The organism is Pseudomonas sp. MF6396, assembly GCF_002018915.1.
Classification (GTDB): domain Bacteria; phylum Pseudomonadota; class Gammaproteobacteria; order Pseudomonadales; family Pseudomonadaceae; genus Aquipseudomonas; species Aquipseudomonas palmensis.
This window is the reverse complement of record NZ_MVOK01000016.1, coordinates 43146-57123: the sequence shown is the minus strand read 5'-3', so window position 1 is coordinate 57123 and position 13978 is coordinate 43146. Positions and strand designations below refer to the sequence as shown.

13 protein-coding genes are annotated in these 13978 nt (G+C 62.7%); 9 read left to right on the top strand and 4 right to left on the bottom strand.

The genetic code is table 11. From position 1 onward, the window contains the following. The first annotated feature begins 43 nt into the window (after positions 1 to 43). A complete protein-coding gene (locus MF6396_RS17080; RefSeq protein ID WP_054916486.1) occupies positions 44 to 973 on the top strand; it encodes a LysR family transcriptional regulator in 930 nt (309 codons plus the stop codon). 19 nt (positions 974 to 992) lie between these two features. On the opposite strand, the gene MF6396_RS17075 is transcribed toward MF6396_RS17080, so the two are convergent. Then, a complete protein-coding gene (locus MF6396_RS17075) occupies positions 993 to 1895 on the bottom strand; it encodes a LysR substrate-binding domain-containing protein (protein WP_078481055.1) in 903 nt (300 codons plus the stop codon). Positions 1896 to 2018: 123 nt separating this feature from the next. Between MF6396_RS17075 and MF6396_RS17070 the strand changes: the two genes are divergently transcribed. The 5 genes from MF6396_RS17070 to MF6396_RS28820 all read left to right on the top strand — a co-directional run bounded on the left by MF6396_RS17070 (position 2019) and on the right by MF6396_RS28820 (position 7431). Beyond that, the gene (locus MF6396_RS17070) at positions 2019 to 3644 is read left to right on the top strand and encodes a BCCT family transporter (RefSeq protein WP_058540399.1); all 1626 of its coding nucleotides are present in this window, start codon (positions 2019 to 2021) and stop codon (positions 3642 to 3644) included. Next, positions 3641 to 4762, top strand: a complete 1122-nt coding sequence (locus tag MF6396_RS17065) for a mandelate racemase/muconate lactonizing enzyme family protein (protein ID WP_043860271.1) — start codon at positions 3641 to 3643, stop codon at positions 4760 to 4762. The genes MF6396_RS17070 and MF6396_RS17065 overlap by 4 nt, the downstream gene beginning before the upstream one ends. A 15-nt stretch (positions 4763 to 4777) precedes the next feature. Beyond that, positions 4778 to 5917: a mandelate racemase/muconate lactonizing enzyme family protein gene (locus MF6396_RS17060; RefSeq protein WP_078481053.1), complete on the top strand. Its 1140-nt coding sequence runs from the start codon at positions 4778 to 4780 to the stop codon at positions 5915 to 5917. Between the two features lie 170 nt (positions 5918 to 6087). Continuing rightward, entirely contained in the window at positions 6088 to 7062 is a 975-nt protein-coding gene (locus MF6396_RS17055; protein WP_078481051.1) for a Bug family tripartite tricarboxylate transporter substrate binding protein, read from the top strand. A 228-nt stretch (positions 7063 to 7290) separates the two neighbouring features. Next, a complete protein-coding gene (locus MF6396_RS28820) occupies positions 7291 to 7431 on the top strand; it encodes a hypothetical protein (RefSeq protein ID WP_167400183.1) in 141 nt (46 codons plus the stop codon). A gap of 348 nt (positions 7432 to 7779) precedes the next feature. Here the strand turns inward: MF6396_RS28820 and MF6396_RS29055 are convergent, their stop codons facing one another. Continuing rightward, positions 7780 to 8076 carry a DUF6124 family protein gene (locus MF6396_RS29055; RefSeq protein WP_274521387.1) on the bottom strand — a complete coding sequence of 99 codons (297 nt, stop codon included), beginning with the start codon at positions 8074 to 8076 and terminating at the stop codon, positions 7780 to 7782. 317 nt (positions 8077 to 8393) lie between these two features. Then, positions 8394 to 9287, bottom strand: a complete 894-nt coding sequence (locus MF6396_RS17045) for a LysR family transcriptional regulator (protein WP_078481049.1) — start codon at positions 9285 to 9287, stop codon at positions 8394 to 8396. Positions 9288 to 9381: 94 nt separating this feature from the next. Here MF6396_RS17045 and MF6396_RS17040 point away from each other — a divergent pair, with 94 nt between their 5' ends. The 3 genes from MF6396_RS17040 to MF6396_RS17030 all read left to right on the top strand — a co-directional run bounded on the left by MF6396_RS17040 (position 9382) and on the right by MF6396_RS17030 (position 12487). Then, entirely contained in the window at positions 9382 to 10548 is a 1167-nt protein-coding gene (locus MF6396_RS17040) for an MFS transporter (protein WP_078481047.1), read from the top strand. Between the two features lie 126 nt (positions 10549 to 10674). Further along, positions 10675 to 11115 carry a MerR family transcriptional regulator gene (locus MF6396_RS17035; RefSeq protein WP_078481046.1) on the top strand — a complete coding sequence of 147 codons (441 nt, stop codon included), beginning with the start codon at positions 10675 to 10677 and terminating at the stop codon, positions 11113 to 11115. Positions 11116 to 11209: 94 nt separating this feature from the next. Then, entirely contained in the window at positions 11210 to 12487 is a 1278-nt protein-coding gene (locus MF6396_RS17030) for an NADH:flavin oxidoreductase/NADH oxidase family protein (protein ID WP_078481044.1), read from the top strand. Positions 12488 to 12546: 59 nt separating this feature from the next. On the opposite strand, the gene MF6396_RS17025 is transcribed toward MF6396_RS17030, so the two are convergent. Continuing rightward, positions 12547 to 13959, bottom strand: a complete 1413-nt coding sequence (locus tag MF6396_RS17025) for an amidase (RefSeq protein WP_078481043.1) — start codon at positions 13957 to 13959, stop codon at positions 12547 to 12549. Between the last annotated feature and the right edge of the window lie 19 nt (positions 13960 to 13978).

The following is a 13978-nucleotide window of genomic DNA, read 5'->3' as shown; positions in this document are numbered from 1 at the left end:
TTATTCAAACGAATAATATCGTCACCTAACCTCAGTAAATTTAATGGACAGAATCCCGATCGATGTTCGCCACCTGCAAACGCTGGTGGCCCTGCGCGACAGTGGCAGCGTCTCCCGCGCCGCGTCCTGGATGCGACTGACCCAAGGCGCCTTGTCCCATCACATCAAGGCGCTGGAGGAGTTTTTCGGCACCCCATTGTTCGTTCGCAAGTCTTCCCCGGTGGTCTTTACGCCGGCTGGCAAGCGGCTGCTGGAAGCCGCCGACAAAGTGGTGCCCATTCTTAATCAGACCACGCGTGACCTGCTGCAGATGGCCGAAGGCACCGGCGGTACCTTGCGTATCGCCGTCGAATGCCACACCTGTTTTGACTGGCTCATGCCCGCAGTCGATGCCTTTAGAGCACGCTGGCCTGAGGTGGAAGTGGACTTGGTATCGGGTTATCACGACGATCCCGTTGGCCTGCTGCATCAGCGCACCGCCGATCTTGCACTGGTGTCCTGCTCCGAAAGGGACGAGGAAGGGGTCGATTTTCACGGGCTGTTTCGCTATCCGCTGGTGGCACTGGTTGCCAACGACCACCCCTTGGCCCTGCGCGAGTTCTTGACGGCCGAGGACTTTATCGACGAAACCCTGGTGACCTATCCGATCGAGGAAGACGCGCTGGACATTGTCCGCTCATTGTTGCGGCCCGCGGGGATCAAGCCTGTGCGCCGCACCGCCGAGCTGACTGTCGCGATCCTGATGCTGGTGGCAGCGCGGCGCGGCATTGCGGTGCTGCCACGCTGGGCCGTGCAGACCTACCTCCAGCGTCAGTACGTGACGGCCAGGCCCATCACCCGCGAGGGGCTTATCTCGGATATCTGGGCTGCCACCTTGCCGGCAGACAGCCAGAAACCCTATGTCGTCGAGTTCCTGGCGCTGCTGCGCGAAACCACGGTGGCGGCGATTCCGGATGTCGAGCTGATGGGCTGATCGGGCACCCAGTCACGCACTACGCCCCGTTGCCTGCCTCTTCCTTCAGCCACGCAATGAACTGCCGGGCCATGTCGCTGATCTGCTTGTGCGGCTTGGTCAGCAGGTAATACGCCAGCTGATGCGGCATCACCAGCTCGGGGAAGGGCATCACCAGTTCGCCGCTGCGCACCGCCCGTTCGGTCAGCTCGATCGCACACAGGGCGACACCATGCCCCTCGATCGCCAGCTGCGCAAGCACATTGGAGTCGGTGACCACGTGCCCGCTGCGCACCTCCAGCCCTGGCGTGGGGTACAGCGCCTGCCAGGCTTCCCAGTCGTGATGATGCCGGTCATGCAGCAGCGGGTGACGCGCCAGGTCGGCCGGCACCCGCAGCGCGTCGGGCCCTTCGAGCAATGCGGGCGAGCAGATCGGCACGTAGTTCAGGCCCATCAGAAACTGCGTCTCGAAACCCGGCCAGTCGGCCGTGCCCCACTTGATCGCCAGCTCCACCTCGTCGGGAAACTCGACGCGCTGGGTGCTCAGCAGTTGCTGGATGCGCAGCGCGGGGAAGCGCTGGGTGAAATGCTTCAGGCGCGGGGTCAGCCAGAACGCGCTCATCACCGGCTCGGCCTCGATGTGCAGCACCGACGGTGCGGCCTTGCGCGCGCATTTCTCGAAGGCGGCCACCAGCTGGTCGAAGGGGGCGCGAATATCGTCCAGCAGCGCGGCGCCGGCCCTGGTCAGGGCCACGGTACGGGTCGAACGCACGAACAGCGTCACCCCCAATGCCTCCTCCAGCTTGACCACCTGCTGGCTGATGGCCGACTGCGACAGGTGCAGCGCGGTGGCGGCACGGGTGAAGCTGCCGTGCTCGGCAACGGTCTTGAAGGCCAGCAGCAGGGTCATGTGCGGCAGGCGGGTCAGGGCGAATTTATTCATAAGACTTCGTTATTAGTCCATTACCAAATCGCGATTCTCTCGGCGCTGGGCACCAGCTTACATTAGCCGCCGAGCCCGCCAATACGGGGGTCTGTCCAATAATTACAACAGTTGGGACTCACTATGCAGCAGAACACCCAGAAAGACCTGACGCTGATTTTCACCAGCATCGTGGTGATATCGCTGACGGTCATCGGTTTGATGATGTTCCCCGATCAGGCCAAGGTACTGGCCGATCAGCTCTTCACCCGTGCCACCACCACCTTCGGCGTGCTGGTCCAGGTACTGGGCTTTGCCTGCGTGGTGCTGGTGATCGGCCTGGGCATGAGCAAGTACGGCAACATCCGCCTGGGCGAGGGCAAGCCCGAGTACAGGAACACGAGCTGGATCTTCATGTTCATCTGCGCCGGCCTCGGCTCGGCGACCATGTACTGGGCGTTCATGGAATGGGCCTACTACTACCTCACCCCGGGCCTGAACATCACCGCCGCCAGCAAGCAGGCGCTGGAGATGAGCATCGCCTACTCGTTCTTCCACTGGGGCGTGACCCCGTGGGCCATCTACGGCATCGCCTCGCTGGCGATGGCGTATCACTTCCATGTGCGCAAGAACAAAGGCTTGAGCCTGGCGGGCATCATCGAGTCGATCACCGGCTACAAGGCCCACGGCCCGGTCGGGCGGGTCATCGACCTGATCTTCCTGTTCGCCACCTTCGGCGGGCTGGTGCTGACCACCACCCTGACCACCTCCACCGTGGCCAAGGGGCTGTCGGACCTCACCGGGCTTGCCGACGGCTTCATGCTCAAGGCGTCGCTGGTGATCCTGGTGACACTGGTGTTCTCGCTCAGCTCCTACATCGGCATCAGCTCCGGCATGCAGCGCCTGGCAAAACTGGCCTGCGGCATGACCATGCTGTTCGCCCTGGTCGTGCTGCTGCTGGGGCCCACCCAGTTCAGCGTCAGCAACATCGCCAACGCCATCGGCCTGACCCTGCAGAACTTCATCCACATGAGCCTGTTCACCGACCCTACCGGGGACGGCGGCTTCTCCCGTGACTGGACCGTGTTCTACTGGCTGTACTGGATCACCTACACGCCGGGCGTGGCAATTTTCGTCACCCGCGTCTCCAAGGGCCGCACGATTCGCGAGGTGGTACTGGCGATGATCCTGGGCGGCTGCGGCGGTTGCTGGTTCTTCTTCGGCAGCCTGCAGAGCTTTGCCATTCACCAGTTCGTCACCGATGTGGTCAATGCCCCGGCCATGCTCAGCGGTGCCGGCGGCGAAGCGGCGGTGTCGATGCTGCTCGCCAGCCTGCCGTTCGGCAAACTGCTGTCGGTGGTGTACTTCCTGCTCATGCTGGTGTTCCTGGCCTCGCACCTGGACGCCGTGGCCTACACCGTGGCCGCCACCAGCACCCGCAACCTGCGTGAAGGCCAGGACCCGTCGCCGAGCCTGCGCCTGTTCTGGTGCCTGATGCTGGCCGTGCTGCCGCTGGCGATGCTGTACATCAATGCCTCGCTCAACACCCTCAAGACTGCCGTGATCCTCACCGCCATCCCGTTCATCTTCATCCTCATGGTGAAGATCTGGGGGCTGCTGAAGTGGCTGCGCGAAGACTACGCGGCAATGCCCGCACACCTGATCGAAGCGCAGTCCGCCCGCCTGGCCCAGAGCACTGCATGCGACGCCGAACAGGCCCCTCGCCAAGCTCGCCAGGGCGCCCCGAAAACTCTGGAAAACCTGCAATGAAAATAGTCGATGTAGAAGCGATCTGGTTGCGCGTGCCTGCGCTCGACCAGCCCTGCGAGTGGGGTGAGGATGCGTTGATCGTGCGCATCTACACCGACAGCGGCCTGCTGGGCATCGGTGAAACCGACAGCTCGCCGGCCGTGGTCAAGGCCCTGATCGAAACCCCGGCATCCCATGAAACCTGCCAGGGGCTGCGCGACATCCTGGTCGGCGAGAACCCGCTGGAAATCGACCGGCTGTGGAAGAAGATGTACCGTCACTGCGAATACATGGGCCGGCGCGGCGTGGCCATCCATGCCATCAGCGCGCTCGACATCGCCCTGTGGGACATCGCCGGGCAGCACTACGGCGTGCCGGTGCACACCCTGCTCGGCGGCAAGTACCGTGAGCGCATCGCCGCCTACGGCACCTTCATCCCGCGGCCCGACGAGGCCGGCAACCGCGAGCGGGTACGCGGCCTGCTGGCCCAGGGCCTGCGCAGCATCAAGCTCGGCGGCGCAGGTTTTGGCGAAGACCTGCCCAGGGACAAGGCATTGCTGCAACTGGTGCGCGAGGAGATCGGCGACGACGTGCAACTGCAGATCGACCTGGTGGGGCGCTGGCGCAACTACTCCCACGCGCTGGTGCAATGCGATGCACTGCGCCAGTTCAACCTCAACTGGATCGAGGAACCCTTGCCTTCGGACGACACCCGCGGCCTGGCGTACCTGGCCGAGCGCTCTGGGCTGCGCGTATCCGGCGGCGAGGGGCTGGCCACGCGGCACGAGTTCCGTCACTTTCTGGAGGCTTCGCGCCCGGCGATCATCCAGCCCGACATCACCCGCTGCGGCGGCATCAGCGAGATGCGCCACATCTATGAACTGGCGCAACTGCACGGCGCGCAACTGGTACCCCACGGCTTCAGCACCGGCATCCTGCTGGCAGCCACCGTGCACTTTCTGGCGGCCAGCGAGTTTGGCGAGTTGATCGAATACTCGCAAAGCGACAGCCCGTTGTTCCGTGGCCTGGTGAGCAACCTGCTGGCGCTGGAGGACGGCCATGTGCGCGTGCCCGACAGCCCAGGCCTTGGCGTGATACTGGACGAGGCGATGATCGAGCGTTATCGCGTTCGCACCTAGAGGCGGGAGGCCCCCATGCACAACCAGATCATCGACCGGGTCGAGGTGTTCGTGTGCGCGCCGCCGCTGCGCGGCTCCACCTGGACCCCGGAGCAACCGGCGCCGTGCACCACGCACACCTTCATCCGCATCAGCACCTGCGACGGCATCGTCGGCGTGGCGGCTACCGATTCGTACACCACGCACCACCCCGACGCGGTACTGGCCGAGACGCTGCGCGACATGATCCCCGACCTGCCCGGGCGCTCGGCACTGCAGCGCGAAGGGCTGTGGATGCACTTCAAGCCCAGGGCCTATGCGCGCTCGGCCCAGGCCCAGGCGCTGATCGACGTGGCGCTGTGGGACATCGCGGCGCAGGCGGCGGGCCTGCCCCTGTTCAGGCTGCTGGGCGGCTACCGCGAGCGCATCGACGCCTACGCCAGCACGCCGGTGCTGGCCACGCCGCAGGCCTATGTGGACGCCGTGCAGCAACTGGTCGAGGCGGGCTTTGCGGCCATCAAGTTCCATTGCTGGTGCGACCCGGCGCGCGACCTGCAACTGCTCGAGCAGGTTCAGCGGGCCCACGGCGACAAGGGCCTGGCGCTGATGCTGGACGTGGAGCAGCGCTACGACCTGGACGCCGCGCTCAAGGTCGGGCGGGTGCTGGGCGAGCTGGGCTACGCCTGGTTCGAGGCGCCGCTGGACGACTACGACCTGGCCGGGTACCGACACTTGAGCACGCGGCTGCAGGTGCCGGTGCTGGCCGCCGGCAACGCCATCACCGACAGCCAACTGGTGGCGTTTGCCGCCAGCCAGCAGTGCTGGAGCCGTGTGCGGGTGGATGTGATGACCTGCGGCGGCATCACCCCCGCGCTGAAGATCATCCACCACGCTGCGGCCAGCGGGCTCAAGGTCGAATTGCAGAGCTGGGGGCATTCGCTGGCGCAGGCGGCCAACCTGCACCTGATGCTGGGGCAGCCGGTGTGCAGCTACTTCGAACAGGCGTGCGAGGTCGAGCTGTTCGAGTTCGCCACCGCCAACCCGATCCGCACCAACGCGCAAGGGCAGGTGACGGTGTCGCAGCAACCGGGCCTGGGCCTGCAGATCGACTGGGAGCAGATCGGGCGCGTTGCCCAGTTGCAACTGAGCGTCGGCCGCCAGGCGGGCGCTGCGTAACTGCCGTGGTGCCGGCTTTGCAGTCATGGCGCGGGCAGCGTACGCTGCCTTGCTGCAAGGTTGGAGAAAGCTACACAGCCTAAGATTTGGTACGTGCAGTTGTGCACTGGCGACAACCCGCCCGGTGCGCAACTGCCAAGTCATACCAAAAACAATAACAGGCGACCGCCATGACGTTTTTCCTGCGCAGTATCTGCTCGATTGCTTGCTCCCTGTTCGCCACTTCGTTGCTGGCGGCGCCGCCGTCTTCGCCCGAGTGCATCGTGCCCGGTTCATCGGGTGGCGGTGGGGACCTGATGTGCCAGTTGATAAAGACAGCCCTGGCCCAGAACAAGGTGTTCGACCAGCCCATGCAGATCACCTACATGCCCGGTGGGGTCGGGGCGGTGACCTACAACACCATCATCGCGCAACGGCCGGCAGAGCCGGGCACCCTGATCGCGTGGTCCAGCGGGTCGCTGCTCAACCTTGCTCAGGGCAAGTTCGGGCGCTTCGACGAGGGCGCGGTACGCTGGGTCGCCGCCCTGGGCAAAAGCTATGGCGCCATCGCGGTAAGAAGCGACTCCCCGTACAAGAACCTCGACGACCTGGTCAAGGCGCTGAAGCAGCAGCCGCGCAAGGTGCTGTTCGGCTCCGGCGGCACTGCCGGCGGGCAGGACTGGGTGCAGGCCGCGTTGCTCGCCAAGGCCGCGGGTATCGATATTGGCGAATTGCGCTACATCGCCCTGGAAAGCGGCGGCGAAAGCGCCACGGCGTTGCTGGGCGGTTACATCGAAGTCAGCAGTACCGATGCGTTCGAGGTCATCACCCACCTGCAGCGCGGCGAGATGCGCCTGCTGGCCGTACTCTCGGAAGAACGCCTGGGCGGTGAGCTCAAGGACGTACCCACCGCCAGGGAACAGGGCTACGACATCGTCTGCCCGGTGGTCAGGGGCTTCTATCTGGGGCCCGGGGTCAGCGACGAGGACTATGCCTGGTGGAAGCACACCTTCGACCAGCTACTGGCCTCGGAACAGTTCGCCCAGCTTCGCAGCGGCTTCAGGCTGCTGCCGTTCGCCCTGACCGGTGATCAATTGCGCACCTACGTCAAGCAGCAGGTGGCCGGGTACAAGACCCTGATCGACGACCTTCGCAGGGGCCAGTGAGGCGGGTGCCCGAAACAGCTGCCATCTGTCGAGATACGTGCCTTGGCACGGAATTTTCATGCCTTTTTCGAACGCTGTTTTTTGTGGTGTAACCAGCACGTTCCTTCCCGCCCAGAAAAACAATCAGGGGGTTGCATGAGCTGTCTGATCTGCGCCGGCCACGCCGAGGCCATCGACTGCCCAGCCGGGTGGGAAGGGCGGCGTTGCCTGAAATGTGGGTGTTACCACATGTCTCAAAAGCTCATCCTGACGATGATGGACGAGGGCCAGATTTTCGACGCCTGCAAGATGCGCCAGTGGCTCGACACGCGCCGTTGTGTGGTGCCGATTCCGACAATTGATGTGCATGAGGCGATTCTGGTGGTGTAGTTGTGGTGGCTGGCAACTCGAATCTCACAGGCGTTGGCACGTGGCAGCCCATGTAGGAACCGGCTTTGCCGGCGAAGCGCCGCGCTCGCGGCGCTCGATCTTGTGACCGGCACAACAGCATTGACTGGCACCTGATAACCTCACCGCGATCCTTTGGTGGCCTTTCTGAAGACATCCCCAGTCACCTGTCTTGAAATTGCATCTGGGTTTGGGGGGCATGCCTTGAATCTGATGGCGCTCTCTAGGCCGCGCGCTGCCCGCGCGTCGCTTCGCCGGCAAAGCCGGCTCCTACTTGGCGTATAGGCACCCCTATCAGTGGGCCGCGTCTGCGGCCCGGGTGTCACGTCGTTACGCGTCTACCGCTTGCGCCTCCATGCCGTCCAGCACCGTTTCGATCAACACGGTGCTCATCTCCAGCGACTGCTGCGCTGCCACCAGCAGGTGCTTGAACTGCGCGTCGGCGCGTTCGCAAGCTTGTGCGGTGGTGTCCTTGGCGCATTGGATCTGTAGCGACAGATGGACCAACGCATCTTCGAGCTCGATGCCTTCGCAGACGGAAAACAGGGGAGGGTGGTTTCCGTTGCTACAGCCGAAGGCGGTGTAGGTGGTTTTGCGGGAATTAACAAGCGGGGGAGCGGGGACGATTCTTGTGATTGTGCAGCTCCCTTGATTGGTGGAGCCGACACCTATCGCTACCAGACGAAGGGTGGCGCTGTACGCAGGTTGGTAGACCGGGAATCAAGGAACCCGGCGCGCACGAATGCGCCCCACGCACAGCTGCCATGACACGAAACAGCAGACACAAAAAGCGATGGGCGAAGGTTAACGGGGTGGGGGTGGGTATTCAAGGTTCTGGCTTGTGGGGAAGCTGGAGGGGTTACCGTTTCAGCATTGATGCTGGTGAGGTAACGACATTTTCGAGACTTCAACACCACAAGTACCCGGAATTTCAGATCAAGCGCTTACATCCGGTGATGTTCCAGCAAGAAGTCCACGAACAATCGCACCCGCGCCGGCATTGCCGCCCCGCCGACGAACACAGCATGGATCGGTTCCTGGTCCCCTGGGTTCCAGGCTTCCAGCAGCGGAATCAGGGTGCCGCGCTGCAGATCCTCGCGCACGCTGAACTCACCGATACGTGCAATGCCGGCGCCTACTCGCGCAAGTTGTGCCAGCGCTTCACCACTGCTGCATTCGATGTTGCCACTGACCTTCAGGGAAAACTCTTTTCCATCGCGGATGAACGGCCAGTTGGGTTCGGCACGCCGGAAGTTGAAGCGCAGGCAATTGTGCTGAAACAAGTCTTCCGGCTCCTTGGGGATGCCCTCGCGCTGCAGATAATCGGGCGATGCCACCACTACCTGGCCGGTGTCGCCGATCCTGCGCGCGGTCAGTGGGCTGTCGGGCAGATGGCCGAAGCGGATCGCGACATCGGCCTGCCCGCCGAGAATGTCGACCACTTCGTCGCCGAGGGTAAGGTCGACGACGATGTTCGGGTAACGGGCGCTGAATGCTGCCACCAGCGGGACGATGGCCAGCCGCCCGTGGCCAAGGGCGGCACTGACCCGCAATCGCCCCCTGGGCACGCCCTGGTCAGCGATCGCTGCTTCGACCTCGTCCATATCGGCCAGGATACGCCGGGCGCCGCGCAGGAACGCTTCGCCCTCGGCAGTGAAGGCGAGCGCTCGGGTGGTGCGCAACAGCAGGCGGGTGCCAAGGCGTTGCTCGGTACGCGCGATGACCCGACTGACTGCCGATGGTGTCACGCCCAGTGCACGCGCCGCGGCCGACAGGCTGCCTTCGTGCGCCACGGTGGTGAACACGCTCATTTCACCTGACCTGCCGTTGAAGTCCACTTGTGCCTCCTGCGCAAAGGTGATTGCCAAAAATGCTATCTACCGCGTTAAAAAACTGCATCGTAGCATTGGCGGCATAGATAAGGAGCCTTCCATGCGTATCAATCCACCACTTGTCGCACTTGCCATCGGTGCCTTTGGCATCGGCGTAACAGAATTCGCCCCCATGGGCATGTTGCCGGGTATAGCTCAGGATCTGGGCGTTTCGATTCCCGCTGCCGGTTTGCTGGTCAGTGCCTATGCGCTGGGCGTATTGCTCGGTGCACCGCTGATGACACTGACCACCGGCAGAATTCCCCGACGCTATCTGCTGATCGGGCTCATGGGAATTTTCACCTTGGGTAATCTGATGTCAGCCCTGGCCACCGATTACTACAGCCTCATGGTCGCCAGGGTGGTGACCTCACTGAACCATGGTGCATTTTTTGGCGTTGGCTCCATCGTCGCCGCCAGCGTGGTCGCCCCGGAAAAACGTGCCGGGGCGGTGGCGGCGATGTTCATGGGCCTGACCTTGGCGACCATCGGCGGTGTGCCGCTGGCCACCTGGTTTGGTGAACTGTTCGGTTGGCGCACCGCTTTCTGGGGAATTACCGGCCTCGGTGTGGCGACCATGGCCGCATTATGGTTCGCCCTGCCTAACCTGAAGACGTCGCAAAGCGTCGGTGTAATGGCCGAAATTCGAGTACTGGGGCGCGGTCCGGTGCTGGGCGCGTTGGCCCTGACCGTAGTCGGGTCGAGCGCGATGTTTACTGTCTTCACTTACATCGCGCCGATCCTCAGCAGCGAGACCAATGGTTCCACCGCCTATATCACTGGCATGCTGGTTCTTTTCGGGGTGGGGTTGACGCTGGGCAACCTGTGGGGCGGCAAGGCCGCCGACCGCTCGATAGATCGCACCTTGATCGTCTCGCTAAGCGTTCTGATTCTCGTCTTGCTGGCGTTCACTCTGCTGATGCGTTGGGCGGTGCCGGCCGCTCTGGCCATCCTGATATGGGGTATCGCCAGTTTCGCCCTGGTGCCGCCACTACAGATGCGGGTGATGGAAGCAGCGAAGGACGCGCCCAATCTTGCCTCTGCGGTAAACATTGGCGCCTTCAATTTTGGCAACGCGATTGGCGCAGCGCTGGGCGGAGCGGTGATCAACGCCGGGTTGGGTTATCCGGCCATTTCCCTGGCCGGAGCGTCGATGGGTGCTCTGGGGCTGCTGATGGTGTTGGCGTATGGCTGGCGTTCCAGAACTGTTGCATCAACAGTGGTGTGACAAGGCAGTGATGCCAGTGGCGTAGCGACAGTGGTCGAGCCTGAATTCAATGCGTGATGGTTGGCCGCCCCGATGGCTTTAGGTTTAAAGTCAACTTCAAGGTCAACAGAGTGTTCAGGGTGGGTTATGCGAATAGGCGAACTGGCGAAAATCAGTGGTTTGGCGCCCTCACGCATCCGGTTCTACGAGTCGAGCGGCTTGATCAAATCTGTCGAGCGCAAAGCAAATGGTTACAGGGACTACGCGCCTGATACCAAGGGGGTGTTGGAGGTCATCACCGCAGCGCAGGCGGCGGGTTTTTCATTGGAAGAAATTCGGCAGTTGATGCCGATGAATGCCAGCGGTTGGCAGCACGATGAATTGCTCAGCGGGCTTAAGCAAAAGGTTGAGGAAATCGCTGTTCTACAGCAACGGCTAGCCCACAACAAAGCGCAGCTTCTGCTCGTCATCAAGGGCATCGAGGGTAAGCCCGAAAGCATGGCGTGCGCGGAAAATGCGCAAATGCTGATAAATCGCCTGCGTGAAGAAGGCATTGGCAAAGCGCCGGGCAAGCGTGCGGTGCGTTAAGGTCAAACTCCATTGCTGCACTGCGCAAAAGGGTATTGACCTTAAAGTTGACTTTAATCTTAAGGTGGCCTCCTCTTCAGTTGAGGGCTGCTCCATGAATGTGTTCGACACCCTGATGCTTCCCAACGGTTCAACCATCAAGAACCGAATCGCCAAAGCTGCCATGGAGGAGAACATGGCGGACGCCGATCAGGCGCCTTCCAAGGACCTGCTGCGTCTCTATCAAGCATGGGCCGACGGTGGTGCCGGCCTGATCATTACCGGCAACGTTATGGTCGACGGCCGCGCCATGACCGGACCGGGTGGCGTGGTGTTGCAAGACGATCAGCAATTGCACAAGTTCAAGCACTGGGCGCGTACAGGTCGGTCTGGCGGTGCGCAGTTCTGGTTGCAGATCAATCATCCCGGTCGCCAGATGCAGTCCAACCTTGGGCAAAAGACCTGGGCCCCGTCAGCCGTGCCGCTGGACCTCGGCAAAATGTCCAGGCGATTTGCCACACCTCATGCGATGACCCCAGGCGTGATCGAAGAGGTTGTTCAGCGCTTCGCGAATACCGCACGCCTCGGCGAGCAGGCCGGATTCACTGGTGTGGAAATTCATGCTGCCCATGGCTATTTGTTGAGCCAGTTCCTTTCGCCGTTGACCAACCAGCGCACGGACGAGTGGGGTGGCCCTCTGGAAAACCGGGCGCGCCTGTTGCTCGAAATCGTCAAGGCGGTCAGGGCTGTGGTTTCTGCGGATTTCGCAGTGGCGGTCAAGCTGAACTCCGCCGATTTCCAGCGCGGAGGATTCACCGCCGATGACGCGAAAAAGGTGGTTGAGTTGCTCAACGACCTGGGCGTGGACATGGTGGAGTTATCGGGGGGCAGCTACGAGGTACCCGCCATGCAGGGTGACGCGCGCGATGGTCGCACCCTGGCTCGCGAAGCCTATTTCGTCGAGTTCGCCCGTGATATCCAAACCGTCGCCAACATGCCGGTGATGGTCACTGGCGGTATACGCCGCCGCCCGGTGGCCGAAAGCGTCGTGCAGAGCGGTGTGGACATGGTGGGCATCGGAACCGCCCTTGCTATCGACCCGCACCTGCCTCGCCAGTGGCTGGCGGGCAACGACAATGCCCCGCAATTGCCGCCGATCACCTGGAAAAACAAAGCGATGGCGGCCTTGGCGAACATGGCTGTAGTGAAGTTTCAACTGCGTAAACTCAGTCGCAATAAAAATCCCGACCCGAGTGTTTCACCGTTGTTCGCGCTGATCCTGCAACAGGCCGCCATGGCGTTTCGCACTCGCCGGTACCGGAGATGGGTAGAAAAGTCTTCGCATTGCAACGGCCTGACGATCGCAGCGCACGGCGATGGTCTGCCTGGATGACACCTGCGCAACATCACTGAAGACGTTGCGCCAGGTGCTACGCGAGTGTTGTTCCGGGCTTAAAGCCCCCACCGCCCCAGCTCGGGCTTGCGCTCGTCAAGCAGCAGTGCAGGCGCCATGGCGCTCGCCATGTTCAGCAAGTGCATGTCGGTAGATACCGGTGACAGCAGCTGCACGCCAATCGGCATCTGTGCTTCATCGAATCCGGCGGGTAGGGCGATTGCCGGGGTGCCGAGGTAGTTACTGGCGCGGCTGAACGTGCCGATGCTCACGTGAGCAGCGTCCTGGTCATCAAGAGGCAGGGCCCCGTGACTGCTGACCGGCATCAGCAGAACACCGGATGAGCCGATCGCTTGTCTGAAGGCCTCGGCGGCGTGGGCACGCTGTGCAACGGCGTGTTCGTAGTCGTCACGGCTGATGGCCGCGCCGGCCAGGATGCGATTGCGCACCACCTCCCAGAGCGGCTGCGCAGGGTCATGTGCAAGGTGGCCGAACTCGCGATACCCCTCATAGGCAATGATCATCGAGTTGCACTCGGACAGCCGGCCGATGTTCAACTCATCCTCTGGAACCCAGCTCTGGAGCGTCCAGCCGGCCTTTTCCAGGGTGACCAGGGCCTGATCCCAAACCCGGCGAGCGCCCACGGACAGCGCACTTGGGAACGCGCTCTGGTCCAGTACGAACACCGTGCTCGGCTTGGCTGGTACCAGCTCACCTGCAAGGTCGGCCTGAACGCTCGACCCACTGCCGGTAGACGGGCTGGCAAGGATGGCCGTGAGTGCATGGGCGTCGCCGACATCACGGGCGATCGGGCCCAGCACGTCGAGGCTGGGCGCAAGCGGAACCACACCGTGCACGCTGATGACCCCGCTGGACGGCTTGAAGCCGACCAGATGATTGAGCGATGCGGGGGCTCGGATCGATCCGCCGGTATCGCCCCCCACTGCAACAGGTACAAGCCCTGCGGCAACAGCAACCGCCGCACCTGAAGAGGAACCGCCCGGGGCGCGATGCAGCGTTGTGTCCCACGGGTTCCAGGGCGTGCCTCGGGTCGGGTTCTGACCGGACAGGCCGAACGCAAATTCGGTCATCTGGGTCTTGCCCAGGATAACCATTCCGGCCGCCTGCAATCGTTGCGCGACGGTGCTGGTCACGGCACTGACAGTGCTCAGGCGGCTCAACGAGCCTGCCGATGCCGGGGTATGGGCGATTTCGATGTTGTCCTTGATGGCGACCGGTACGCCATGCAAAGCACTCAAAGGGTGGCCTGCCTCGAGCGCACTGTCGGCGGCATCGGCTGCCGCCAGGGCTTGCTCTGCGAACACTGCGGTAAAGGCATTGAGCTCGCTGCCGCGAGCAATGCGGTCCAGAAAGTAGTGCGTGACGGCACGCGAGGTGATCTGCCGGGTAGCGATCAGATGGGCAATCTGCAGGGCAGACTGGAAACATAGGGCTTCGGATCGTTCGAGCATGGGTTCTAGGTTCTAAGCG